Source organism: Niallia sp. RD1, from assembly GCF_024219955.1.
GTDB classification, from domain to species: domain Bacteria; phylum Bacillota; class Bacilli; order Bacillales; family Cytobacillaceae; genus Niallia; species Niallia alba.
Genome location: NZ_CP100420.1, coordinates 4,295,451 through 4,320,646, shown reverse-complemented (window position 1 = coordinate 4,320,646; position 25,196 = coordinate 4,295,451). Strand labels below are relative to the sequence as shown.

Sequence of the window (25,196 nt, the reverse complement as noted above, 5' to 3'; positions counted from 1 at the left end):
ATGATGCGAAATCCTGTTTTTTATCAAAAGAAGGGTTTACGTTGTGGACAAACACTTGTAATCTAATAAAGAAAGATTACTTTTTTAGGCTTTGCCCTAAATAAAATATTTTTGTTTAAAAAGGAGAAACAGTGAATGACGATTAAAGCAATTCTTTTTGACTTGGATGATACGTTATTATGGGATAAAAAAAGTGTACAAGAAGCTTTCTTAAAGACTTGTAAATTGGCAGAAGAAAGATATAATATTTCAGCTGAACGTTTAGAAGAAGCGGTACGAAAAGAAGCAAGAGCTTTATATGAAGGCTATGATACCTATGCATTTACGAAAATGATAGGTATTAATCCATTTGAAGGACTTTGGGGAGAGTTTCTAGAAGAACATGATTTCTTTCCAAAAATGAGAGAGCTTATTCCTGTTTATCAAAAAGAAGCATGGACAAAAGGATTGTTAACATTAGGGATCCATGATCACAACTTCGGTGAAGAACTAGCTAAAGCTTTTCCAGAGAACAGAAAGAAATCACCTTATGTTTTTGAAGAAACATTTTCAGTTCTTGATCAATTAAAGGGGAAATATTCTTTATTATTATTAACGAACGGATCTCCTCATTTGCAAAATACAAAGCTATCCATCACACCAGAGATTTCTCCTTATTTCGATTATATTGTTATTTCTGGAGATTTTGGGAGAGGAAAGCCTGATCCTTCCATCTTTGAGCATGCCGTTTCTCTAGTAGGTGTAGACAAATCAGAATGCTTGATGGTTGGTGATAATTTAATGACAGATATTTTAGGGGCAAACCGTACGGGAATTAAGTCAGTCTGGATTAATCGTGAAAATGTTATAAACCAAGAAATCCAGCCAACATATGAAATTCATCATCTTCAGGAATTATTCTCTATATTGAAACAAAAAGAATAAAAGTCTGGTAATCATAAGGAGTGTTTTATTGTTCCTTGTGGTTACACAGACTTTTTCATTTTTTATATAGCGAATCTTTAGTCTAATTTTCTGACCGGTCGTTTGGCAAGATATGTCTATATGGAACAGGTGACGCTAAAATAACAGAGGTATTAATGGTGCCGTATGGAATTAGACGATCAACCAAGTTTCTCATTCCGTCTATTCCAGAAACAGCTGCTTTAATTATATAACTCACAGTACCGGTTACGCGATGGCATTCAATAATATCCGTTTCTGTTTTGATAAACTCCTCAAATGCATGAGGCTCTTCTTTTAGTTCACTAATTTGAATAAATAATAGTGTTTCTCTCCCTAACTTTGCAGGAGATATTCTTGCGCTAAATTCTAAAATAATCCCTTTTTCTTGCAGTCTTAATAACCTTTCCGAAACGCTTGGACGGCTTAAAGCTAATTTTTTGGATAAATCACTAACTGTAATTCTTGCATCTTCCTGTAAAATTTTAAGTAGTTGTATGTCAACTTTATCCATTTTAACGAATGCTCCTTTTTGCAAATTGAATGTAATCGCACAAATATTCATGCGAAATTGAAGATGTACAAGATAATTACATTCATATTGGTATGTAAAAATGCTTCGATATATTCTATCATTATATATGTAAGAATTCCACCCAAAAAACCACATGTTTATAGGATTTCATCAATGAATCCTCGTTTACCTTCCACTTATAATCATTACTATAGGAGTGTATGTAGTTGAAAAAAATAATTGTTATGATGTTTGGATGTTTAATTACATCATTTGGTCTGTATTTATTAAAAGGATCTGCGATTGTCACTGGAGGAACAGCAGGACTTGCATTAAGTGTATCTTATTTGCTACCTATTTCTTTTTCCATCTTATTTACTTTAATAAACATTCCATTTTATATTTTATCTTATTTTAAAATGGGCAAAAAATTTACTTTGTCCACCATATTAGCGGTTTCGTTAGTTACTTTATTTTCTTATTTACTTTCCCTCATTCTTCCGCCATTTGCCCTTTATCCTTTATTAGGTTCCATGATCGGTGGTGTTATTATTGGAATAGGAACAATTATTTTGTTTATGAATGGTTCGTCCTTAGGGGGCGCACAAATTCTCTCTATTACGCTTCAAAAACAATTTAATTGGAATATGGGGAAAACAAATTTTATTTTTGATACAATCGTTATTTTAATTGGCCTGTATAGTGTTGGACTAGTTAGAGGCCTATACAGCATTGTATCAGTATTTATTATTTCCTTTATGATGAGTACTTTTAAGGAAAAAATAGCACATCGAAATACAAGCAAAAGTAATATAGAAAAAGTTCCTACAGTTGTTGAAACACAGTCTGTTTAACGGCAAAATAAAAAAGAGGCTGGGACATAAGTATTCCAGCCAAGGATAATTCCGAACAATTATACGAAGATGCTAATGAATGTTCCGTATAATTGTTCGGGCTTTTATTTGTTTTTCAAAGGATGTTTCCATGAAGTTTGGTGCGATTCCCCGCAGCCGGAATACACTTCGCTTTCCATGGGGCTCGCGCTGAGCCGCTTCGGCCTGTGGCCTGCAGGGTCTCAGACTGTCTCGCTAATCCCATAGGAGTCTTCGTGTATTCCGGCTGCTCTGTTTTTCCAACTAATTATATTTCCTCTTGTAAAAAGTATGCGAAAGCAGCCGCTATTTACTAGCTATATTAGAAATTGTTCGTCTTTACAGAGTATCTATTTAGTTATGTCCCATCCTCTTTTATTTTGATAAAGTTCATTATAAAGGAAAAATCAATTGACAGTGATAATCATTTTCATTTAAAATAATAACAAATAAACGAAAAGAATAGGAAGGTGTAAGATATAATGAAAAATGATTTCATTGTTTTAGCTCCATTTCAATATATGATCGAATGTACCTGTCCTAGACCTGAACATTCATTCATTCTAGATTTACATAAAGGTGATATCATTACGGTTACTGAGGAAAGAAAGTACGTTGATTCACTTGGCTGGCTTTTACTTGTCATGATAAAGGATTATAGTTTTTTCATGTTTGTGGATGAAATCGAAGAATTTATCTCCAGTAAAAAGATTACATCTTTACTGGACATGGAATTGAGAATGAATTATTTAGAATATAAAGTAAATGAGTCTTTAGATGGCTTGAATAAAGAGCAATTTGATTTATTTGCAAGTGAACTTAATGATTTAAAATCTATTCAAAAAGATCTTGCGGTGATCTAGCGTTATAAATGGTAAAGTAGCAATTCCAATCTGTTGTTGGGTTGCTTTTTATTTTGGGTACTTAAGATTATGAATGTTAGCTGTTGGTATGTTTGGCTGCTACGTTTGTAGTAATTCTAAGAAATTTCTCTAAAAAGTCTTGATTATTTGCAAACGCCGGAATAGGAGATTACAATAGAGTGGTATTAGAAGAAGGCAAATGTTTGCTTAGGAGGATTATTAGAATGAAAGTCAAAATAAACAGACACGCGGTAAAAGTTCTCAATCAAATGCTAGAAAAGGCTGAAGAAGGAGAAATGATTCGCGTATACATAACTGAGAATCATGGAAACCATGCTCATTATGATCTGAAATTGGACCAAAAGACTGAGCATGATGAAATTGTTCAATCTGATAAGGACATTCCTATTTTATTGGATACAAGAGAGGCAGAGTTCTTGGATGGTGTATGGATTCAATATTTCCATGTTCCACAACCAGGTTTTACAATTTATAATCCATCAAAAGAACATCATCATCATTAAAAAAAGGAAGTGGAGACACTTCCTTTTTTTTGGCTGTTTTCTAAAAGATTGTTGCTTTCTCAATAGAAAAAATCAATTAATGAGTAAATCTGAGCAGCCTGAATACACGTAGACTCCTGTGGGATTAGCGAGACAGCCTGAGACCCTGCAGGCCAAAGGCAGACCGCGGCTCAGCGCGAGCCCCACGGAAAGCGGAGTGTATTCAGGCTGCGGGTCATAGCAACAAAATTTACGAAAACAGCCTTTTTTTACACTTCCTAAAAATTAATTTCTCAAAAACGATATTTCCATCCTGGTTATTATATGCTAATGTTTTCTACTAAATGGAACCTGTACTAAATAAAATCCGTCAAATTTAAATAACTTTACGCAAAAAGGTTTACACATTTAAATATTTAGGTTATATACATTATGTAACCAAAATTATGAGATTCAAGTAAATATAATGAATAGCCTATTTATTTCCATAAATACTCAAAAATAGATTGAAAATACTCTGTTTTTTGTTATTGATGAATAATTGATATAAATATTAGATAAATTATTCGAAATCTATCTTTTCTATCTATTAATTATTGATTTTTGTTAATGAATTTTTAAAAGATTAGTGATAGGATTAATGGTAATAAAGTATTTATGTAAAAAAATTTAGATTAAGGGATGGTAATCTAATGACAACAACGATAAAAGGAAATGAGAGCAGTTTACCTTTACGGAAAGATGTCAAACACCTTGGTAATATTCTTGGTGAAGTGCTTATCCACCATGGTGGCCAAGAATTATTAGAAAAGGTAGAGGTAATTCGTAAGTTAGCAAAAGAACTGCGCGAAACAAATAATGAACATACATATAACCAATTAAAGCTTGAAATGGAAAAATTAGATAAACCTGTTCGCCGACAAGTAATTCGTGCGTTTTCGAAATATTTCCATTTAGTGAATGTTGCTGAATTAAATCATCGCATTCGTCGAAGAAGAGAATATCAATTGAGTCAAGAAAAAGGCGTACAGCCGTATTCAATTGATCGTGCAATAATGGCATTTAAACAAAAGGATTTATCGGAAGAAACGATTCAAGAGGTGTTAAATACTCTTTCGCTAGAACTAATCATTACTGCACATCCAACAGAATCAACAAAACGTACAATTTTAGAGATTCAAAAAAGAATTGCTACTATCATGAAACAGCTTGATAATCCAATGTTAACGAAAAAAGAGCGACAACAGTTAGACGAAGATCTTTTTGAAGAAATCACGATTATGTGGCAAACAGATGAGCTTCGTCAAGAACGTCCTACTGTAATGGATGAAGTAAGAAATGGGCTTTATTATTTCGATCAGACTTTGTTTGATGTTTTGCCAGAAATTCATCAAGAAGTTCAGGATGCGCTCCTCGAAAACTATCCTAACTTTGAGTGGAAAGTACCTAATTTCCTATGGTTTGGTTCTTGGATCGGGGGAGACCGAGATGGTAATCCGAATGTAACTCCGGATGTTACATGGCAAACACTTCATAAACAAAATGAATTGGTAATTCAGAAATACATGGATGCAGTTGACGAATTAATGAAGAAATTTAGCCATTCTACCAATCGTGTAAAAGTTAGCTCAAAGCTAATTCAATCCATTATAGAGGAAGAACAGTTATATTTGACTCCTGAAAAAAAATGGCCGGTTGAAAAAGAAGTTTATCGCAGAAAGTTTTCAGTAATTTTGGAAAGATTAAGGGAATATGGGAAGTCTGATAAAGGCTATGTGAAAGTACAAGAGCTATTAGATGATTTATTTTTAATCCAAGAAAGTTTTGCGTTGCATCAACCTAAAGCACATCAGCAAAAGGATTTACAAAAAATGATTCGTCAGGTTCAACTGTTTGGATTCCATTTAGCAACATTGGATATTCGTAATCATAGTGGGGAGCATGAAGCTGCTATTGATGAGATTTTACGTAAAGTTGGCATAACAGATGATTATAAAAACTTACCGGAAAACGAAAAGTTGCGCATACTTGAAACTGTCTTAAATGATCCACGTCCGATTCTTTTATTAAATGAGGATTATTCAGATGAAACACAGGAAATGATTAGTACATTTTCCATGATAAGAGAGGCGCATAAGAAATTTGGAGAACGTGCTATTAATGTATACTTAGTAAGTATGACTCGTTCACCAAGTGATATTCTAGAAGTGCTTGTATTAGCAAAAGAAGCTGGAATTTATCGCTTACATGCAGATGGCACGGTTGAGAGTCGTTTAAATGTTGCACCATTGTTAGAAACGATTGATGACTTAGTTGCTGGACCTGAAATTATTGAAACATTATTCCGTATGCCCGTTTATCGAGAGCACTTAAGACAGCATAATGATCAACAGGAAATTATGTTAGGATATTCTGATGGTAGTAAAGATGGCGGTACCTTAACAGCGAATTGGAAATTATACAAAGCACAGCGTGAAATTCATGAAATGGCAAGTAACTATCAAATCGGCTTAAAGTTTTTCCATGGTCGTGGTGGTTCGCTTGGTCGTGGTGGCGGTCCATTAAATAAAAGTATCCTTTCTCAACCAGCTGAAACATTAGGAGATGGGGTAAAAATCACGGAACAAGGGGAAGTATTATCTTCGCGTTATTTATTGGAAGATATCGCTTTTAGAAGCTTAGAGCAAGCAACTTCCACTTTGCTTATGGCAATTGCCCATATATCAAAGGATATTAGCGAGCATAAAGAGGAAAGAAGTCTTTGGGAAGATTGCATGGAAGAAATTTCTGCTATTTCTCTTGCTAAATATCAATCGTTAGTATTTAATGATCCTGATTTTATGACTTATTTTAAAGAAGCAACACCTTTAAATGAAATAGGTAATTTAAAAATTGGTTCGAGACCAATGAGTAGAAAAAATAAAACAACGTTTGACAATTTACGTGCAATTCCATGGGTATTTGCTTGGACGCAAAGCAGACAACTACTTCCAGCTTGGTATGCGTCTGGTACAGGACTTTCTGAATTCGCCCAACAAAAGCCAGGCAATCTTGAAATTCTAAAGCAAATGTATGCGAAGTGGCCATTCTTCCGCTCAACAATCGATAATTTACAGATGGCTTTAATGAAGGCAGATTTAACAACTGCTAGAGAATATTCTTCTCTTGTTGAGGATGAAGCAATTGGGAATCGTATTTATCAAATTATTAAAGAAGAATATAATAAAACAAAAACGATCTTACTAGAAATAACAGGAATTGAAGAATTACTTGATCACACACCTTCTATTCAAGAATCAGTTTATAGAAGAAATCCATATGTAGATCCATTGAATTTCTTCCAAGTAGAGTTAATTAAACAGCTTCGTGAACAGGAAATTCCAGATAAGGAATTATTGAACCAAGTTCTTTTAACAATTAATGGTATTGCTGCCGGTTTACGTAATACAGGTTGATTTAGAAATAGAGAAGGCAATATAAACAGACTGGGACAAAACAAAATATAAGTGTATTCAGGCTGCGGGTGATCACCACAAACCTTCTTTCTTAAAATGAATAATACCCCAAACGGATTATACGAACTTTTCTTAGCATGTACGTATAATCGTTTGGGGTTATTTGGTTGAAAATACTTATGTCCCAGCTTCTTTTTTGACCTTTAAAAAAATATAAGTTTTAAAGCAAATTTGTGTCTAGCTGTAAGTACTTTGGAGCTGATGTGTATGTGATTAAATTATTTATATGCTGCTAAAAATTCTTCAACTTGTTCAGGTGTTTTTGCATTAGCACTATGTAAATGACCGATTTTTTCGCCGTTTTTAAAAATTAGTAGGCTTGGTATTCCCATTACATCGTATTTTTCAGCTATTTCTGGCAGTTCATCTTTATTTAGGGTATACCATGTTTTGTCATTATTTGCTTCAACGATATCGTCAATGAACATATCCATTCTTGTACAATCTGGACACCAAGTCGTAAAAAACTTTACAATATTTATTTCTCCATTATTAATAATTTCTTCAAATACATCTACTGTTTTAATTTCTTTCATTTTTAAACTCCTCATTTTAAAATATTCCTTTTAACTATTAATAAGTTATTATTATTTATTATACACATTGCACACACTTATTTCCTGCAAAAATGCTTCCTTTTTTATTTTTATATGAAAGACAAGCATTTTATTTGCATTATGACGTTAGAAAGATAAGAATATACAAAGTAGGAGATTAAGGCTGCGAAGAGATAGATATCGAAAAGAAGTTATATTGCCATTATAAAGTGAAACTTCCATCATTGGGGAGTTTCCTTCCTCCCCCAATGATGGTTAGGTGAACCAATCGGACCGGACAGTTGATCTCCCAGTTATCTTCCTCGTGTACTCATAAACTTGAGGCGGGAGTCTTACTGTCCGTTAAGAGTGGGATAAAATTATGCGAAAGCAGCTATTTTTGGACAGTTTTTTTCGTTATAATAAACGAGATGTTGTCATATGATAAAAAGGGTCAATTTTACGGTTTCAAGTAAGAGGAGGTTACAAATGAGCTCAACAAAAATAAACATTGCACCAGTGGAAAATACGTACATACGGTTAATATTAGCAATCGAAAATATGGATAAAGAAAAATTAGTAGATCTAGGTGATTCCTATTTACTGAAACTGAATAAGAAAAATAAAAGCGGTAACGAGCTGCACTTTTCCATGCTATTTAATAAAAAGCTAATGAACAAAGTAGCTCGAAGTACGAATCCAACTGTTAATATTACGAAGAATAAAAATCTTATTTCTCTTGAAATTACTATAATGCTTGATTTAACAGAGCCAACGAAAGAAGATAATTACTACTGGATTAAAAAAGAGTTCGCAACCACGCCAGCTTTTGAAATCTCCTACAAAATGAACGAAGAATATTTTGATAAAAAAGTTTTACAGCATCTAAATAAACAGGATGCTAGTGAAGAAAGTACAGAAGTTTAAAAAGGATCGGTCTCTTAACTTGAGACCGATCCTTTGGTTTAAAAGAGTATTTCCAATTATTCTGTAATTAATCCTAGCCATTTTAAACCATTGTATATTCCTGAATCTGTCACAGAAGTTGTTTTATGTTTTGCATACGAGAACAACATCTCGTGAGCATTTCCCATTGCGAAGCCTTCTCCGACTACTTGGAGCATTTCTTTGTCGTTAAGGCCATCTCCAAAGGCAATGGAAGATGCTTTTTCGATGTCCAATTTTTTTAGAATAAGGGATACGGCAAATCCTTTATTGACTTTATCGCTAATGACATCATAAGAATGCCTGAATCCATCAATGTTTACTTGCGAAAGGTGAACGTCAGGGAATGCTTCGTATAAAGCAATATCTTCTTCTTTTAAGTTTACAACGGTTATTCCAAGGATGTTTTCTTTTTCATCTGTCGTAAAGGCTCTATTCTTCTTTAGATGGAATTTTGCACTAAATTGTTTCGTCATTTCTCCTTCAGGATGTGAAAGTAGATTATGAGTATTTGTATATAAAATTAGTTCATTTCCTTTTTCGTTTGCAATCTCTAAGTATTTGGTTACTAAGTCAGGGCTCATTGGTTGTCTAAATACATCTTTACCATTATGTATAGCGTAAGCGCCATTGTATCCGATAAACGATTGAATGGCAAGTGTTTCACCAATATTGGAAATTTCATGTAGTGGTCTACCCGTTGCTAAAAAGACTTCTAATCCTTTTTCTTTCATTAATTGTACTGCTATTTTCGTTGAATCTTGAATCGTATCTTCCGGTGTTAAGATGGTTCCGTCAATATCAAGAAATAAAATTTTATAATTTGTAGACATTTTTACCTCCAGTTAATACATACTATTACGTTTCTCCATACCATACTATCATATAAAAAGCGCAAAAGAAAAAGAGTAACCAAAAATTGAAAAATTTTTTGATTACTCTTTAAGTATTTATACATAAGATTTATCGTTATATACTTATGTAAAAATCAAGAAAAAATTCTCCACCATTGACGCCTTTTTTCTTGAGAGGCAGCAGTATGGCGAAAGGTTTGTACTAATTCTTGAAAATTTCTTTCTCTTTGTTCGATTTCTTTATTCATTTGTTCTCTTTCTAACCGGAGAGTTTCCATTAAATATTGATCATTTTCATTTAACTGTTCCACTGTTTTATTTAATTCTTCGTTCGATTTAGAAAGATGTTCAATCATTGATTTAATTTCCTTAGTGGAAGAAACATTTGATGTCCATTGTTTGGAATATGTTTTTCTTTCCGCTTTTGATATTTGAGAAAGTTTCTTGATTTTAGACTGAATTTCTTCATATCCCGTTGCTGTTTTTTCCGTATTTTTATGTAATAGTTCAGAAAACTCTTCCAAATGTTCGCTAGTTTTCTCCTGTGTTTTGTTCACTGAATTTGTAATATGATGAATTGTTTCTTCACTGCCAGCTTTAATTTCCTTCGTAATTGTTTCTAATACTTCTTTTTTAAGCCCATTACGGATCTCATCTTTGACTTCTTCTAGAAAATCTTGCTTGTAATTTTCCAAGGAAGAAAGAAGGATGCGGAAATTTTGTTCAGCAGTAGGTGATGGTGTAGATTCTATAGACTGAGCCGAATCTATTTCCTTTTTATTAACAACTTCGAAGCTTGTCTGTTCATCGTCTGCTTCCTTTTTTGGTTTTTGAACTTCTTCGTCTTTAGGTCTGTTTATGAGCATCGTCAATGTTTCTTTGACTTCTGCTGTTTTCCGTTTTTCTTTATATAAATTTTTTACTTCATGAAGTAATGTAATTTCTTTTTCTGTATAAATACGTGCCCCGGTTTTAGTTCTAGGTATCACGATAATTCCTTGTAACTCCTTTTCCCATTGTTTTAACTTAGTTGGCGTTGCAGTAAGTTTTTTAGATGCTTCTCTAATCGTATATGCTTTCATTTCTCTCTCTCCTTTGTTATATATCAACGTAATATATATGCCTCTTTATGTATTTATTTAGAGAATCGTGATGTAAATTCCTGCAACAAGACAAAAGCTATCAAAACTTCTAAATTGTTGACAATTTTCCCGATTTTTCTATTTTAGGAAATCATTTTGTTTGATGCTTTCTTCCTCTTGGTGTAGTTCTTTTCGTTAATGTATAAACTAAGAGAATCGAAAGGAATGCTGGGAGTAAAGGGGAGACAACCATATGAAAAAGAAATTTTTAATTATTCTTTCCGTCACACTTATCCTTTTTATGCAAATAAACGCAAAACATATAGAAGCAAATAGTGCGATTGTTGATGAATCAACCGTTAAACTGCGAATTTTGGAAACAACCGATATTCATTCTTACCTATTGGATTATAATTATGAGAAAAAAAAGAAAACGATTGAATTCGGATATAACCGAGTTGCTAGTTTAATCGTACAGGCAAAAAAAGAGCAAAGAAATACTTTATTGTTTGATGTTGGTGATGTCATAAAAGGAAGTCCATTAGCGGAGTATGTAGCAAGTTCCCCTATGTTTTATTCAACTGATATTCATCCGGCCTACAAAAGTATGAATTTAATGGGATATGATGCAGCAACAGTAGGTAATCATGAATTTAATTTTGGGTTGGACTTTTTATTAAACACATTAATGGGTGCTGATTTTCCCTATACAAATGCGAATATTTATGTGGATGATCGAAACGGCTACGAACAGGATGATATTCATTTTTTTCAACCGTATTTATTATTGGATAAAATGGTTGTAGCTGAAAAAGGAAAAATGGAAAATTTAAAAGTTGGAGTAATCGGATTGATCACTCCAATAACACAGGAATGGGATAAGGAACATTTTAAAGATAAACTTATTATAAAAAATATGCGTAAAACAGCAGAAGAAATCATTCCGCAAATGAAAAAAGAAGGGGCAGATTTAATCATTGCCTTAGTACATGCAGGCTTATATTCTGATCAGGATTATTGGCCAAAATCAGGTAATAACGTAAGAGATATTAGTAAGGTGGAAGGAATCGATGTTATCCTTTATGGACATTCACATGGCATTTTTCCAGTAAAGGGAGAAAAAGGACCAAAAGGAGTTAATCATGAAAAGGGATTGATTAATGGAAAACCAGCAGTGCAAGCAGGAAACTGGGGAAATCATCTTGGTATTATTGATTTAACACTTAGAAAAAAGAAGGGGAAGTGGGTGATAGCAGATTCAAAATCAACAGCAAAGCCAATTATTCGGATTATCAAAAAGAAGAAAATATCAATTGTATCGCCAATGCCGCAAATTGAATACATCCTTTCCCGTTATCAACATGATACATTGGAGTATATGAACAGCAAGGATTTATTGAATCATTTAGATTAAAACTATATTTGAAAACGAGGTTATACAAGCAATAAAGTTGAAGGGGGAATAAACAAGTACAAAATGTTATTATTTCATTTTGTACTTGTTTTTGTGTATGATAATTCTATAGATATTTTTGTTTAGCTCGTAATAGTTGGAGGGAATTGCAGTGAAAACAACCATGAATTTGGTTAATAAAGAAAAAATTAAACAGATATTAAAAGAGATGGTCGATGATGCATATGAAAATATAAAGGGAGAAGAGGTTCTACTTTGCATGGAATGCTGTGACGTCGATTTATATATTGCTGCAGATTCTTGTGAACCTTTTCTGGAAGCAGTTAGAGAAAATTTTGCATTAGATGAATTAGGCGAAATTATTGATAGGGAAGCTTATCATATTTTAATGAGGGAACTGGATGAATATTATGTGGATTTGCATATAAATTCAGGATACTATGATTACTTTCCAGCAGGCAACTATAAAGTAAACGGAAGGGAAGAGGAGTCAGAAACAAATATCCTCGCCCCAAAAGGAGTATTTTACGCACCCTTTGAAGAGGCGGTTATTAAATAAGAAAGTTTTCTAAAAAAATGCTGTTTTTTATCAGAAAAATGAATGAGTTGGAAAAATAAAACAGTCGGAATACAAGTAGACACCATGGGATTAGCAAGACAGTCTGAGACCCTGGAGGCTCATTGCGAACCCCACGGAAAGTGTATTCCGGCTCCGGGTTATTAGCAACAAATTTTCGAAAACAGCCTTAAATAAAGAAAATTCCATCAGCGGAGACTTCATCCTCCATTGGTGGTTAGTTATATTTTCCCATTTCATGCGTTTTTTTCCGCTTTTCATATTTATGAATCGAGTGAGGCCAATTTAAAATCCCATCATCTTTATCAAATTCAATGATAATATCGGATACGCCCTTTTCTGTGAGGATTTGTTTTTCAATTCGTTGTCTGATTTTATCAACTTGCTCGACCGTTAACTTACTATCGATTTCGATGCTAAGTTCGACATGAAAATCTTCTCCCTCTTTATAAACAGCAAGGCCTTGAATATCTCGTACATCTGGATCTTTCATAGCAATATTGCCGATTACACCTTGCATCTCCAAGTCAGCTTCACCAATTGCACCTGCGGCATTATCCAAGAATACTTTACCGACCACAATAAACATAAAGATTCCAATAATGATGGATACAATGCCTTCCGCTTGCTTAAAGTTTGTGTACTCCGATACGATTACTGCTAGGATTGCTAATATTCCTCCTGCTGTTGCCACGGAATCCTCTAAGAATACCAATTTAGTTGCTGGTTTTGCTGATTTCAAATAGGTAAAGCTAGAAGGGAATAATTGTAAGCCTCTAGTTTTTAAGCCAGCTGTTGTAACGATTTCTCTCATTGCCTTTATTAATACGGTAAACTCTAAGCAAACAGATATGGAAAGGACAATGATAACAAGAAAAAAGCCAGTCGATTCCTGTGGTCTAATAATATGGTCAATTCCTTCACGCACTGTTTCATATGCCATAATACCGACGATAAGAACAGCAAACAATAAAACAATATTGACAAGTCTGCCGAATCCACCAGGGAATCGTTTTGTAGGTGCTTTTTTACTCAAGGCAGAACCAATAAATACAAAAAACTGATTGGCTGCATCTCCAAGAGAGTGCATCGTTTCTGCAAACATTGCAACATTACCAGTGAGAAAATAAGCAACTCCTTTTAATAAAGAAATAATGGTATTTACAAGAGCCGCAAGGAGAGCGGAACGATTGCCGTTCTTTAATAACAATATCAATTCCTTCATTATCTTTAGTACCCTTCTTCCCTACCTATGATGCAGTCATAGCCAAATAAAAAGAGAACTTCCCTCTATATACAACCAATTAATAAATGGTTTTATGTTTATGGGAAGTCTCTATTAGCTTCTATAATTGTAAATATTACAATTAACAGAAGTCTTTTTGTAAGTCTTTGGTGCTATCACACGATTGTTGAATATGTATGTCTAAGAAGTAATAATAGTGGTTAAGTTTTAAGCTAATTCGCTTTTTTCAACTGCACTATTCCAATCAGGAAAATAATGTAGCGCATGGCGCATTAAATCTGGATGGCTTTGTTTTACTTTCTTTTTATTCATATTCATGCCACTTGTACGTAATTGTTGAATAGCCAACATTACTTCATCAGCAGTCATGTTAAGATCCATTGACTTACCTCCTTTTGATTTTGTTCTTATTGTTTACAAGTAATAAGAAAAATATACGATAGATAATAATATTTCTTGGGAAAGCGCAAAATACGCTATTCGAAGACAAATGATGACTAATTCTCGCAAAAATGATCGAATAACTATACAAATATACCACTTGATTGTACGAATGAGTGTTCATTCGCTATAATTGGGAGGGATATAGAAAATAGAAGGACGTGATTTAAAAAGTGAATAGGAAAATATTGCTTATGTTTCCTTTAATTGTACTAATTATTAGTTTTATAGGAATAAATACAGTTTCTGCCCATGCTTATATAACAAATTCCAATCCTAGTGAAAATGAAATATTAGAGGAAGCTCCAGAAAAAGTGTACATAGAATTTAATGAAAAAATTCAAACTGGTTTTACAATATTAAATGTTTTAAACTCATCAGGGGAAAGAGTTGATCAGAAGAATATTGTGATTAACCCCGATACGGAAAAATCAATCGAAGTGGATTTAAAACCAGAGTTACCTAACGATATTTATACAGTAGAATGGAGAGTAGTTTCGGCGGATGGACACTCTGTTTCCGGGATGCTTCCGTTTAGTATTGGTGAATTGCCTAAGGGGGCATCATTTCCAACACAACAGGAGAATGGGAATTTAACAACATTCATTAGTATGATGATAAATAAAGGTTTCCTTTATATCGGATTTTCTTTATATATGGGACTTTTCTTATTTTATACGATTTGGTTTCAGAAAAAAAACTTGTCCAGCACATTAATAAAACGAACAAAAACAGTTTCTATGACTGCAATCATATTGCTTGCGATTAGTATTTTCACTTTCCTTGTAATACAAACACAAAGTTATGCAGGTGGTGGCATAGTAGCTTCCATAAAACCTACCAATTTATTAGAAACATTGTCAAGTACGAAAGAAGGAACCATTTGGATTATCCAAATTATCCTTTTAGCTATCCTTTTTGTAGGACAACGATCTATTTGGACAAAAGAAAGTTACTTCGAAAGAAAACACTGGTTTATTCCAGGGTTGGCTTTTTTAGGTATTATGGCTTCGAAGGCGTTTCTTGGTCATCCTTCCAGTTCACCATATGAAACAGTAGCAATTTTGTTTGATTTTTCTCATTTATTAGCAGCATCCATATGGCTTGGCGGAATGCTTGTTATTGTACTCTTTTTGAGAGAAGGGATATTTGCTAAAGAAGGCGAAGGTCATGACATGTACTGGGCAACGATGGAAAAGTACTCCTTATGGGCTCTTTTCTCAGTTGCAGTTTTAGCTATTTCGGGAGTAATAAATGCTTCTTTATTAATCCCTGATTTTCATTCACTAGTAAGTACGGCATACGGAAAAACCTTGTTAATTAAAATTGGTTTGCTTGTATTTATGCTTATATTTGGAGCGTATCACTTGGTTAGTAGAATTCTATTAGGAAAGAAAGATTTCTATAAAAAATCAATAAAAATTGAAATCGGTCTAGGTATCTTAATATTACTTGTGACTAGTGCATTTACACAAATTCAAACACCAACCTTGCCAATTGATTTGCCTTTTTATAAAGAAGCAGAACTTGGTGGTTATAATGAAAATATTAGTTTATCGATTACACCGAAAAAGACTGGTGTGCAAAATCAATATGAAGTATTTGTATTTGATAATAATCGCAATCCAATCGATCCAATCGAACAAATTACGATTACGTTAAAGCATGGAGAAAAAGAAACTTCATTTCCTCTAACACAGGAAAAGGAAGGACACTATTTTGCAGAAAATCTCCAATTAAATCAGCCAGGAAAATGGGATGTGGAAATACATGTTTTGACCGATGAATTAGAATCGCTGGACTTTTCTTATCCTATCCAAGTAAGATAATGTTTCATTGATAGAATAATCGGGAATGGAAATAGGCAAGTATTTCTCGGGAAAGCGCAGAATCAGACAGGATTTTTAAATTAAACAGTCGTTTTATGGCGAAAAATAGAGGAAGTCGGCGGTTTTAGTAATAAACAAGTCCCCACAGATGTGGGGACTTGTTTATTACTGATTAGAATTAGAACTCCAATTTGTATGGAGCGCACTTTTTTTAACAACGGAATTATACAATCGATAACCAACAATTCCAGCGATAAACGTAAGAATGATATCTTTTACTAACGGAAGAACCATCCAACTCCACAATAGTTGATAAGTAAAGCCTTCTGGTGCAGCATACCAAAGTTTATATGCCATATACATCCAGCTAGTTCCGATTATGTAATTAATGATTAAACCGATGAATCCGCTAAAAATATAGACAGGAACAGATTGTTTTCTTTCAACTATTAATCCAACAAAGAAAGCAGTAATGATAAAAGCTAAAATAAATCCGAAAGATGGTTTTGTAATCGTAATAAGACCACCTGATATACCTGCGAAAATTGGAATGCCGATGAGACCAACGAGCATATAAACAATCATTGCAACACTACCGAGTCTTTTTCCTAAAAGTAATCCTGCAAGGATAGCAAAAAATGTTTGAAGGGTCACTGGAACACCTCCAATTACTAGAAAACTTGCTACATTCGCACCAACTGCCATAAAAGCAACAAATAAGGCAATCATCGTAATATCAATTGTTTTCCACTGTTTCAAGCTTGTCACTCCCTTTTATAATATTTACTTTATTTACTATACTTCCCGAAATAATTTATGTCAACCTGAAAATAATTTAGTTAACATATTAAACGTACATAATTTCTCATTCCATGTTCATACTAAAAATATGATGAAAGGAGATGATTGCATGAAAAAAATAAAGTTTCCATTCATAGGCATCTTATTGCTGAGTGTATTTCTTATGCAGTTACTTCCTCTACAAACAGAAGCAGAAGCATTACCTTCTTATGTTAAATGGGGCAGAATTGCCATGACAAAGGCTCAAGAAAAATACCCTAATAGTGAGGTTACCGATTATCTGCATGTTGGTAAGGAAGATAAAAAAGGAACTTCAGTGGAAAAGTTTAAGCTTATTGTAAAGCAGGATCAAAAAGAAATAGGTGTATTTGTCAACTTAACTTTTGATACGCGAACAGAACGTTTATTATCAGTTGAAATGAAAGAAACCCAACCTTAATATCCAAAGAACTCTCTAAAAGAATTGGTTTTAGGGAGTTTTTTTGTTTTAATGGAAGAAAGAGAAAGGTGGGGGAGAGTTATGATTGTTGGAAAGGTACATAAAATGATGCGTTATCCTGTAAAATCTTTTACCGGAGAAAGTATTTCGAAAGCACGAATCATGTCTTATGGTATATATGGGGATAGAAGTCATGCTTTTATCGATAAGTCGAGTAAGGACAAGCATTTAACGATTACTCAATATCCTAAAATGGTTACATACAAAGCAGCGTTTATAGGGGATGATTGTTTAGAAGCTTTTCCTAAAATGAAAATTAGTGCAAGCGATGGTTCGGAATACAATTGGGATGATTCAGCTTTATTAGAAAGGCTGGAAAAAGAAACAAATCGAACGTTGGAAACAATCACCTATTCTCCAAACTATGTTCCGTTCCCGGCAATTGAAGAAGACAATATTTTGTTAATCTCTACACAGGCACTATCCGAATTATCTTCTTCGTATGGTGAAGTAATTGATGAAAGGAGATTTAGAGGGAATATCTTATATGATTTACAAAATAGTATGAAGGAAGAAGACTTGATAGGAAAACAAATAAAAATTGGTACAGAAGTAATTCTTGAAATCAACAAGTATTGTGAAAGATGTATGATTATTACGGTCGATCCCGAAACAGGCACAAGGCAACCAAAGTTATTGAAACAACTTGTGAAAGACCAAAATAATCATTTTGGTCTCTATGCGAGTGTCATTCAAACCGGAACTATCTATGCTGGCGATGTAATTTCTATCTAATCAGAAGGATTAAGAAGGGACTGTGGACTTACGTCTGCAGTTTTTTATCCCACTCTTAACGGACAATAAGATTCCCTCCTCAAGCTTATGAGAATACGAGGAAGATAGGCGGGAGATCAACTGTCCGTAAAGGTCCGATTGGTTCAACTAACCATCAGTGGGGAGGAAGGAAAACCCCCTCTGATGGAAGTTTCACTTTATATAGACATAGAAATCAAAAATAATTCCATAAAGAACTAACAGCCTTATTAATCAAACGATTGATTAATAAGGCTGTTTTTAAATAAGGCTGTTTTCGTAAAGTTATACACTTCGCTTTCCGTGGGGCGAAGCTTGAGTCTCCTCACCGGGGTCTCAGACTGTCTCGCTAATCCCCGTGACGTCTTCGTGTATTCCGGCTGCTCCATTTTTCCTACTAATTCTTTTTCCTATTGAAAAAACACAATCCTTTAGTAATATATTGCTATCAGTCCTTAAAATATGATATAGTTACCTAGGTAATTAATTTTAGATCGGAGAAAGAGATGAACACGACTCATGAATTATTCCATTCTATCCAGCAGCTTGCAAGGCAATTTACAAAACACTTAAATACAGCATTAGAGCCCTTTGATATTTATAGTTCGGAATGGGCAATTTTGTTTGTATTAAAAAAGAACGGTCCGCTTACTCAAAAGGAAATTGCTGAATATTTATCCATAGAAGCACCACCTGTAACACGTACGGTGAAAAAGCTGGTTGAGAAAAAATATGTGCTTCAAGTAAAGGGAGAAGACAAACGCACGAACAAAGTGTTTTTGACGGACGTAGCATTACAAAAGTACGAAGAATGGGAAGTCGCTGTTTTACAGGCAAACCAAGAATTGCTTGCACAATTGCCAGTTGATTCTTGGGTATATTTGCAACAAACTATTTCGCAGTGGTCTCAATCATTAGCAAGCAAGGAGGAAAAAAATTGAATAAAGAACCATTATGGACAAAGGGGTTTATCCAAATATGGATAAGTAACTTTTTTTTATTTATGACGTTTTATTTTTTATTAGTATCATTACCAATTTATGCGATTCGAGAACTGAATGGAAAGCAGTCAACAGCAGGATTGATCGTTACGGTCTTCATAATTACTGCGATAATCATTCGACCAATAGCAGGTAATTTAATGCAAAAGTTTGGAAAGAAGGCCATATTTATAACATCCTTACTTATTTTCTTACTTGCCGCAATTTTTTATTTATTTACTGATTCTATTGAAGGTTTACTTGTGGTTCGTGCCTTGCACGGGATTGGATTTGGGATGGCTACCACTGCAACTGGAACCATTGTTGCAGACATTTTGCCGAGTTCCAGAAGAGGAGAGGGCATGGGGTATTATTCCATGAGTATGAACTTAGCAATGGTTGTTGGTCCTTTTATTGGATTGCAAGCTATTAACTCATGGGGAAATACAACACTATTTACATTAGCGCTTATTTTTGCATTTTTAGCTATTTTAACAGGTGGGTTCATGAAATTTGAGCCAGTGGTAGAAACGGAAACGGTCGAGAAAGAAAATAATAGTAAGAAGGGATTTAAATTCGAGCAAATCATGGAAAATACAGCGGTGAAAATTAGTATCGTTGCTGCGATGTTTGGAATCGTTTATTCGTCCATTCTTTCCTTTGTTTCTGTCTATGCAGAAAATATAGGGCTTGTTAGTGTATCCGGTTATTTCTTTGTAGTTTATGCAATTTTTATGCTTATGGCAAGACCTTTTGCAGGAAAATGGTTTGATCGATATGGAGCAAATAAAATCGTTTATCCATGCATCGTATTATTTGCTATTGGAATGATTGTCCTTGGAATGGCTCAATCAGAATGGATGTTTTTACTTTCTGCAGCATTAATTGGCTTAGGATATGGCTCTATGTTCCCATGTCTACAAACAATCGCCATCCAAAAAGCAGCTCCACAGAGACGGGGACTTGCAACAGCAACATTCTTATCAATTTTTGATATCGGGATTGGCTTTGGTTCATATATTGTCGGAATTATTGGCGACGCAATCGGCTTAAATACTTTTTATTCTTTAAGTAGCATTTATATTTTGATTGGTATTGTTTTTTATTACTATTTACACGGGAAAATGATTGGAAAAGAAACAATCGTAACCAAGAAAGAAAAATATAATACAGGTGCATAAATTAAGAAGGCTCTCTTTTTTCGAAACGGTAATGTTTCTCGAAAAGAGAGCCTTCTTTTGATATTTTTATTTAGCCTTTTTGACAATCTTAGTAACGGTTTTGCTGACATTCCCAGCTTTATCTTTTGCTGTTATATTCAGGGAGGTTTTTTCCTTTTGTTTCTTTATTTTAATGGAAAATACCCCTTTGTTATCTGCTTTTCCTTCTGCCAAAACTTTATTTTTAATTTTAATGGTTATCGTTGCATTTGCTTCAGCTTTGCCTGTAATCTTTGTTGTTTTAGTAGTAACATTGTTTACACTTGGAGCAGCAGGAGCTATTTTATCAGCAACCGTAATTGTTTTTTGTTTGCTTGCATTTTTTGCTTTATCTGTAGCAGTTAGGCTGATCTTGGTGTTCGCTTTTTGCTTTTTGATTTTAATCGTATACTTTCCATTCTTATCAGCAATAGCAGAACCGAGCGTAGTTTTTCCGACTTTAGCTGTAACGGTAGAACCAGTCTCTGCTTTACCGGAAATTTTATCAGACTTATTACTAATCGTTCCATTTACAGATGGTACAGAAGGAGGCGTGTTATCAATCACTTTAATTGTTGTTGCTTTACTTTTATTTTTCGCTCCATCTGTAGCTGTTACGGAAACAACTGTGTTTCGTTTTTGCTTTTTGATTTTTATAGCAAATTTTCCGTTTAAGTCTGCATTTCCATTACCAATCGCATTTCCATTTACAGTTGCGGAAATACTAGCAAAAGCCTCACTCGTTCCTTTCAGCACTACATCATTATCGCCAAGTTTTTGAACGGTAGGAGCGCTTGGTGCTTTTGTGTCATTTTGAACCGTTGTTCGAATGGATGTACTAGCCTTCCCATCTTTACTTGAAAAATGGATATAAAGAAGTTGGTTTGTTTGAGTCAGCGGTATTTCTGCTGCAAATTTCCCGTTTTTATCAGTTGTAGCCGAATAAGTTTTACTGCCCAGTTTTACACTTATTACACTTCCTTGTTCAGCTGTACCTGTAAGTAATCGAGTACTATTATAAATCGGTGCAACCTTAGCTTTTAATTGCAAGGCACTAAAAGCAGAATAGGCATTTAATCTGCCCCAACCAGATACTTTATCAAAGCCTACTGGATAGCTATCTACAGGAAAGTCCTCAGGAAATTCTTCCATATACTCGTTTTCAGGATTGTCATTTTCTTTAAAGATAATGGATGTAGCTGTATCTGTTAAATATTTTTCTACTTCTTTCGGTTTTAGGTTTCCGTTTAAAGAGAGCAGTAATCCAGCCACAGCAGCAACGTGTGGGGTAGCCATAGAAGTACCACTGTAAAGCACTAAATTACCATTAGGAACAAGACTTGGAATATTAGAACCTGGTGCTACAAGATCCAGCTCTTTTCCATAGCTTGAATAATCGGCAACGATGTCTAAATCATTTGAGGCACCAACTGCCGTAACGTATTGAGAAGAACCTGGATAATCAAGACCTTCATAGCCTCCATTTCCACTAGCGGCAATGATAGTGACGTTTTTGCTATAGGCGTATTGAAGCATCGATTCAAGCACTCTGCTATACCCACCGCCTAAACTCATATTAATTACTTTTGCGCCATGATCTACTGCATATTTAATTCCTTTAGCAATTTGTTCTGTATCCCCCGAACCTGAGGCGTCTAATATTTTTACCGGCATTATTTTTGCATTGGAATGGATGCCAGACATGGAAAAAGCATTATTTATGCCAGCAGCGATAATACCACTTACATGGGTTCCATGATTATTGTCATCATATACATTCGTTGATTCATTGATAAAATTATAGCCAGCAGTAATTTTATTTTTAAAGTCAGCTAAAGAAGCATCGACACCAGTATCTAATACAGCGATTGTCGTTTGTTTCATGTTAGAAGATTGCTGAAGCTGATATAGTTTTTCGAATTGTATATCAGCCCCTTTTTTCCCATTTGTTTGTGCTGTATTTTTTAATGACCATTGATAAGGGGCAGACACATCACTTGGCAAAGCCAATAATGAATATTGTTGCACTGGCTCTATATACTCGACTTCTTTGGCTTGCTCCATTTTGTTAATGAGAGTATTAGCACTTTTGGCCGTATATTTACCTTGATCTAATTCAATTGTAAACATGCCGTCTGCAATTTGTTCTGTGCCTTCTAAACCATTAATCGTTTGTGCGGTTGCTTTACCTAGACTGTTTTTTAAGGAAGAAACAGTTCTTCCTGCTTTCATTTTGACGATAAATTTATTATTCATTTCTTTGTTGCTAATAGTGGAACTAGAAGCCCCTAATGTCTTAAAAATATCGGCAATGGTTTTGCCTTCTAATTTCGACAAATCTATTTTTTTAGCTATTTTTTCCATTTTTGTTTGTAAAGCAGCAGGTGATGCTTCGTTAGCAATAGCATATAAATTATTTATTGCCTTTGCTTCGTTTTTGCTTATCTTGTAATTGCTAGTTGTCCCATTTTCTAGCAAGTTAGTGAAAATTGGTTTTAATGTTGTTAAATTTGTTAATACTTCTTGTCGCAATGTTTTATTAAATATCATTTTTGCTGTCAGAAAAGGAGAGACTTGATAATATAAGCTAGAAAGATTTGTCCCATTTTCTGTAGATGATAAAATGGTATCTCGAATGGTTCGTAATTGTGTAAGCAATGTTCGATTATCTTTTGTATCCAGCATGCTTAATTCGACTGGACATGCTTCTTCCACTTCAACGGTAGGTGCCAACTTTGTATCCTTTACTATTAAGGAAAAATCTCCATTTGTTTCAGGGAACTCATCCTCGTCTATGTATTCCTCATCCTCTAAGTTGGAATAATAGTCTACTCTAATATAATATGGTCCATCCCATGCAATTGGAAAATAGATTACGCCTGCATAGTCAATAAAGCTAACTGTGTTATATTGGCTAAAAGTATTACTTAATTGCGCATTTTCTTTACTAGAATAGACAGAAATATTCATTTCTTCCGTAGAATTTAATTTAATCTCTAAATGAGTTGCGTTTTTTACGACTGATGCAGGATCAATCAGAAACCATTTTACATTTTCATCTGCTTGAAAAGATGATGTTATTTCTTTTCCAATGGAAAGAGTTTCAGCATGGGTGATGTTTTCCATCGCTTTTGCTTCTTTCATCGGTAGGATGTTAAAAACTAATGAAACAATTAGTAATAAAGCAAAAAAAGATTTCCAATTACACTTTTTCATAAATTTCCCCCTATAGGTGATATATTACAAATCTATTAAATCACCTTTCTATCATTTTGTCCTCTTATTTTTTGTATTTTTAGCAAAAAATGTATATCTTTTTTGTAATCTACTAGGAAAATTCTCACTAATTTTTTGCTTTTATTTTCTATTTTTGAAAATCGAAACCGTTTTATTACGGAATATGTTAGAATAGTTTTGTAAATATTGTAAAGAAGGAGTTCCATTATCAAATGAACGAGCCATTATTTTTTAAACCAGTATTTAAAGAAAGAATTTGGGGAGGTACTGCGCTCCGTAGCTTTGGTTATGATATACCGAGTGAAATAACAGGGGAATGCTGGGCGTTTTCCGCACATCCGCACGGACAAAGTATGGTTAAGAACGGACCGCTAGCAGGTAAAAATTTAGAAGAATTATGGGAAAATCATCGTGAGCTTTTTGGAAATATAGATGGTGATCGTTTTCCATTATTAACAAAAATATTAGATGCAAATCAAGACTTATCTGTACAAGTCCATCCGAATGATGATTATGCAAAAGTTCATGAAAATGGGGAGCTTGGGAAAACAGAATGTTGGTATATTATTGATTGTCAGGATGGGGCAGAAATCATCTTTGGCCATCATGCAAACACAAAAGAAGAATTAAAAGCGATGATAGCTGAAAACAGATGGGATGAGCTATTAAACAAGGTACCAGTAAAGAAAGGCGATTTCTTCTTTGTACCTAGTGGAACAATTCATGCTATTGGAGAAGGTATTATCATACTTGAAACACAGCAAAACTCAGATACAACTTATCGTGTCTATGATTATGATCGTACAGATAGTGAAGGTAATAAAAGGGAATTACATATTGAGCAATCAATTAATGTAACAACAGTCCCACACCAATTAGCAGCAACTTCTCCAACCGTTGAGCAAAAAGGAGATTTGGAAATTACCAACTTTGTTGAATGCGATTATTTTACAGTTGAAAAATGGGCATTAGATGGAAAAGCAAATAGAGAGCAAGAGCAATCTTTCTTATTATGTAGCGTAATTGAGGGAGACGGCTCTCTAGAAAAGGATGGGAAAGAATTTGCTTTCCAAAAAGGAGATCATTTCTTGCTGCCAAATAAATTTGGTGCATTTGAATTAAATGGGAAAGCAGAGTTAATTGTTTCCTATATTTAAAAGTAGTTTGTTTAGATAAATAAAAAGAGGATGGGACATAACTAAATAGATACTCTGTAAAGACGAACAATTTCTAATATAGCTAGTAAATAGCGGCTGCTTTCGCATACTTTTTACAAGAGGAAATATAATTAGTTGGAAAAACAGAGCAGCCGGAATACACGAAGACTCCTATGGGATTAGCGAGACAGTCTGAGACCCTGCAGGCCACAGGCCGAAGCGGCTCAGCGCGAGCCCCATGGAAAGCGAAGTGTATTCCGGCTGCGGGGAATCGCACCAAACTTCATGGAAACATCCTTTGAAAAACAAATAAAAGCCCGAACAATTATACGGAACATTCATTAGCATCTTCGTATAATTGTTCGGAATTATCCTTGGCTGGAATACTTATGTCCCAGCCTCTTTTTATTTATTTAGAGATCTAATTTAGACCAATA

22 protein-coding genes are annotated in these 25,196 nt (G+C 34.2%); 14 read left to right on the top strand and 8 right to left on the bottom strand.

All coding sequences use genetic code 11. From position 1 onward, the window contains the following. Window positions 1–135: 135 nt before the first annotated feature. Window positions 136–924 carry an HAD family hydrolase gene (locus tag NKG37_RS20775; RefSeq protein WP_016203640.1) on the top strand — a complete coding sequence of 263 codons (789 nt, stop codon included), beginning with the start codon at window positions 136–138 and terminating at the stop codon, window positions 922–924. 82 nt (window positions 925–1,006) lie between these two features. Here the strand turns inward: NKG37_RS20775 and NKG37_RS20770 are convergent, their stop codons facing one another. Continuing rightward, a complete protein-coding gene (locus NKG37_RS20770; protein WP_016203641.1) occupies window positions 1,007–1,456 on the bottom strand; it encodes an Lrp/AsnC family transcriptional regulator in 450 nt (149 codons plus the stop codon). Between the two features lie 227 nt (window positions 1,457–1,683). On the opposite strand from NKG37_RS20770, the gene NKG37_RS20765 reads away from it, so the two are divergent. The 4 genes from NKG37_RS20765 (at window position 1,684) to ppc (ending at window position 7,149) form a co-directional block, all read left to right on the top strand. Then, window positions 1,684–2,310 (top strand): YitT family protein, encoded by a 627-nt coding sequence (locus NKG37_RS20765; protein WP_016203642.1) that lies wholly within the window; start codon window positions 1,684–1,686, stop codon window positions 2,308–2,310. Window positions 2,311–2,810: 500 nt separating this feature from the next. Continuing rightward, complete coding sequence (locus NKG37_RS20760) at window positions 2,811–3,191, top strand: hypothetical protein (protein WP_016205505.1); 381 nt, start codon at window positions 2,811–2,813, stop codon at window positions 3,189–3,191. Window positions 3,192–3,415: 224 nt separating this feature from the next. Further along, a complete protein-coding gene (locus NKG37_RS20755; RefSeq protein ID WP_016205504.1) occupies window positions 3,416–3,715 on the top strand; it encodes a HesB/YadR/YfhF-family protein in 300 nt (99 codons plus the stop codon). Window positions 3,716–4,386: 671 nt separating this feature from the next. Beyond that, window positions 4,387–7,149, top strand: coding sequence for a phosphoenolpyruvate carboxylase (gene ppc / locus NKG37_RS20750; protein WP_169188653.1), 2,763 nt, complete (start codon window positions 4,387–4,389; stop codon window positions 7,147–7,149). A 278-nt stretch (window positions 7,150–7,427) separates the two neighbouring features. Here the strand turns inward: ppc and NKG37_RS20745 are convergent, their stop codons facing one another. Beyond that, a complete protein-coding gene (locus NKG37_RS20745; RefSeq protein WP_016203643.1) occupies window positions 7,428–7,745 on the bottom strand; it encodes a thioredoxin family protein in 318 nt (105 codons plus the stop codon). 489 nt (window positions 7,746–8,234) lie between these two features. Here NKG37_RS20745 and NKG37_RS20740 point away from each other — a divergent pair, with 489 nt between their 5' ends. After that, window positions 8,235–8,672: a hypothetical protein gene (locus tag NKG37_RS20740; RefSeq protein WP_016203644.1), complete on the top strand. Its 438-nt coding sequence runs from the start codon at window positions 8,235–8,237 to the stop codon at window positions 8,670–8,672. A 56-nt stretch (window positions 8,673–8,728) separates the two neighbouring features. Here NKG37_RS20740 and NKG37_RS20735 read toward each other — a convergent pair whose 3' ends face one another. Together NKG37_RS20735 and NKG37_RS20730 are read right to left on the bottom strand one after the other, a co-directional pair. Further along, a complete protein-coding gene (locus NKG37_RS20735; RefSeq protein WP_016203645.1) occupies window positions 8,729–9,523 on the bottom strand; it encodes an HAD family hydrolase in 795 nt (264 codons plus the stop codon). A gap of 155 nt (window positions 9,524–9,678) precedes the next feature. Beyond that, a complete protein-coding gene (locus NKG37_RS20730) occupies window positions 9,679–10,626 on the bottom strand; it encodes a MerR family transcriptional regulator (protein WP_254415278.1) in 948 nt (315 codons plus the stop codon). A 253-nt stretch (window positions 10,627–10,879) separates the two neighbouring features. Here NKG37_RS20730 and NKG37_RS20725 point away from each other — a divergent pair, with 253 nt between their 5' ends. After that, a complete protein-coding gene (locus tag NKG37_RS20725; protein ID WP_016203647.1) occupies window positions 10,880–12,040 on the top strand; it encodes a metallophosphoesterase in 1,161 nt (386 codons plus the stop codon). Between the two features lie 151 nt (window positions 12,041–12,191). Continuing rightward, window positions 12,192–12,599 carry a hypothetical protein gene (locus NKG37_RS20720; RefSeq protein ID WP_016203648.1) on the top strand — a complete coding sequence of 136 codons (408 nt, stop codon included), beginning with the start codon at window positions 12,192–12,194 and terminating at the stop codon, window positions 12,597–12,599. Between the two features lie 235 nt (window positions 12,600–12,834). Here the strand turns inward: NKG37_RS20720 and NKG37_RS20715 are convergent, their stop codons facing one another. Both NKG37_RS20715 and NKG37_RS20710 read right to left on the bottom strand, forming a co-directional pair. After that, complete coding sequence (locus NKG37_RS20715; protein WP_016203649.1) at window positions 12,835–13,842, bottom strand: cation diffusion facilitator family transporter; 1,008 nt, start codon at window positions 13,840–13,842, stop codon at window positions 12,835–12,837. Window positions 13,843–14,070: 228 nt separating this feature from the next. Continuing rightward, complete coding sequence (locus NKG37_RS20710) at window positions 14,071–14,244, bottom strand: hypothetical protein (protein ID WP_016203650.1); 174 nt, start codon at window positions 14,242–14,244, stop codon at window positions 14,071–14,073. A gap of 254 nt (window positions 14,245–14,498) precedes the next feature. Here NKG37_RS20710 and NKG37_RS20705 point away from each other — a divergent pair, with 254 nt between their 5' ends. Next, a complete protein-coding gene (locus NKG37_RS20705; RefSeq protein ID WP_016203651.1) occupies window positions 14,499–16,133 on the top strand; it encodes a copper resistance CopC/CopD family protein in 1,635 nt (544 codons plus the stop codon). A gap of 165 nt (window positions 16,134–16,298) precedes the next feature. Here the strand turns inward: NKG37_RS20705 and NKG37_RS20700 are convergent, their stop codons facing one another. After that, complete coding sequence (locus NKG37_RS20700) at window positions 16,299–16,892, bottom strand: biotin transporter BioY (protein ID WP_016203652.1); 594 nt, start codon at window positions 16,890–16,892, stop codon at window positions 16,299–16,301. A 151-nt stretch (window positions 16,893–17,043) separates the two neighbouring features. On the opposite strand from NKG37_RS20700, the gene NKG37_RS20695 reads away from it, so the two are divergent. The 4 genes from NKG37_RS20695 (at window position 17,044) to NKG37_RS20680 (ending at window position 20,347) form a co-directional block, all read left to right on the top strand. After that, a complete protein-coding gene (locus tag NKG37_RS20695) occupies window positions 17,044–17,373 on the top strand; it encodes a DUF3889 domain-containing protein (RefSeq protein WP_016203653.1) in 330 nt (109 codons plus the stop codon). Window positions 17,374–17,454: 81 nt separating this feature from the next. Beyond that, on the top strand, window positions 17,455–18,168 hold the full coding sequence (locus NKG37_RS20690; protein WP_040343607.1) for an MOSC domain-containing protein: 714 nt from the start codon (window positions 17,455–17,457) through the stop codon (window positions 18,166–18,168). A 524-nt stretch (window positions 18,169–18,692) separates the two neighbouring features. Beyond that, window positions 18,693–19,127 carry a MarR family winged helix-turn-helix transcriptional regulator gene (locus tag NKG37_RS20685; protein WP_016203655.1) on the top strand — a complete coding sequence of 145 codons (435 nt, stop codon included), beginning with the start codon at window positions 18,693–18,695 and terminating at the stop codon, window positions 19,125–19,127. Beyond that, the gene (locus NKG37_RS20680) at window positions 19,124–20,347 is read left to right on the top strand and encodes an MFS transporter (protein WP_016203656.1); all 1,224 of its coding nucleotides are present in this window, start codon (window positions 19,124–19,126) and stop codon (window positions 20,345–20,347) included. The genes NKG37_RS20685 and NKG37_RS20680 overlap by 4 nt, the downstream gene beginning before the upstream one ends. 66 nt (window positions 20,348–20,413) lie before the next feature. Here NKG37_RS20680 and NKG37_RS20675 read toward each other — a convergent pair whose 3' ends face one another. Beyond that, entirely contained in the window at window positions 20,414–23,581 is a 3,168-nt protein-coding gene (locus tag NKG37_RS20675; RefSeq protein WP_254415277.1) for a S8 family peptidase, read from the bottom strand. A 233-nt stretch (window positions 23,582–23,814) separates the two neighbouring features. Between NKG37_RS20675 and manA the strand changes: the two genes are divergently transcribed. Continuing rightward, a complete protein-coding gene (manA, locus tag NKG37_RS20670) occupies window positions 23,815–24,759 on the top strand; it encodes a mannose-6-phosphate isomerase, class I (protein ID WP_169188651.1) in 945 nt (314 codons plus the stop codon). Window positions 24,760–25,196 lie beyond the last annotated feature (437 nt).

What these genes read in the sequence shown, in the direction of transcription:
- NKG37_RS20775 (WP_016203640.1), top strand. Translation starts at nt 136, where the DNA reads ATGACGATTAAAGCAATTCTTTTTGACTTGGATGATACGTTATTATGG.
- NKG37_RS20770 (WP_016203641.1), bottom strand. Translation starts at nt 1,456, where the DNA reads ATGGATAAAGTTGACATACAACTACTTAAAATTTTACAGGAAGATGCA.
- NKG37_RS20760 (WP_016205505.1), top strand. Translation starts at nt 2,811, where the DNA reads ATGAAAAATGATTTCATTGTTTTAGCTCCATTTCAATATATGATCGAA.
- NKG37_RS20755 (WP_016205504.1), top strand. Translation starts at nt 3,416, where the DNA reads ATGAAAGTCAAAATAAACAGACACGCGGTAAAAGTTCTCAATCAAATG.
- ppc (WP_169188653.1), top strand. Translation starts at nt 4,387, where the DNA reads ATGACAACAACGATAAAAGGAAATGAGAGCAGTTTACCTTTACGGAAA.
- NKG37_RS20745 (WP_016203643.1), bottom strand. Translation starts at nt 7,745, where the DNA reads ATGAAAGAAATTAAAACAGTAGATGTATTTGAAGAAATTATTAATAAT.
- NKG37_RS20740 (WP_016203644.1), top strand. Translation starts at nt 8,235, where the DNA reads ATGAGCTCAACAAAAATAAACATTGCACCAGTGGAAAATACGTACATA.
- NKG37_RS20735 (WP_016203645.1), bottom strand. Translation starts at nt 9,523, where the DNA reads ATGTCTACAAATTATAAAATTTTATTTCTTGATATTGACGGAACCATC.
- NKG37_RS20730 (WP_254415278.1), bottom strand. Translation starts at nt 10,626, where the DNA reads ATGAAAGCATATACGATTAGAGAAGCATCTAAAAAACTTACTGCAACG.
- NKG37_RS20725 (WP_016203647.1), top strand. Translation starts at nt 10,880, where the DNA reads ATGAAAAAGAAATTTTTAATTATTCTTTCCGTCACACTTATCCTTTTT.
- NKG37_RS20715 (WP_016203649.1), bottom strand. Translation starts at nt 13,842, where the DNA reads ATGAAGGAATTGATATTGTTATTAAAGAACGGCAATCGTTCCGCTCTC.
- NKG37_RS20710 (WP_016203650.1), bottom strand. Translation starts at nt 14,244, where the DNA reads ATGGATCTTAACATGACTGCTGATGAAGTAATGTTGGCTATTCAACAA.
- NKG37_RS20705 (WP_016203651.1), top strand. Translation starts at nt 14,499, where the DNA reads ATGTTTCCTTTAATTGTACTAATTATTAGTTTTATAGGAATAAATACA.
- NKG37_RS20695 (WP_016203653.1), top strand. Translation starts at nt 17,044, where the DNA reads ATGAAAAAAATAAAGTTTCCATTCATAGGCATCTTATTGCTGAGTGTA.
- NKG37_RS20690 (WP_040343607.1), top strand. Translation starts at nt 17,455, where the DNA reads ATGATTGTTGGAAAGGTACATAAAATGATGCGTTATCCTGTAAAATCT.
- NKG37_RS20685 (WP_016203655.1), top strand. Translation starts at nt 18,693, where the DNA reads ATGAACACGACTCATGAATTATTCCATTCTATCCAGCAGCTTGCAAGG.
- NKG37_RS20675 (WP_254415277.1), bottom strand. Translation starts at nt 23,581, where the DNA reads ATGAAAAAGTGTAATTGGAAATCTTTTTTTGCTTTATTACTAATTGTT.
- manA (WP_169188651.1), top strand. Translation starts at nt 23,815, where the DNA reads ATGAACGAGCCATTATTTTTTAAACCAGTATTTAAAGAAAGAATTTGG.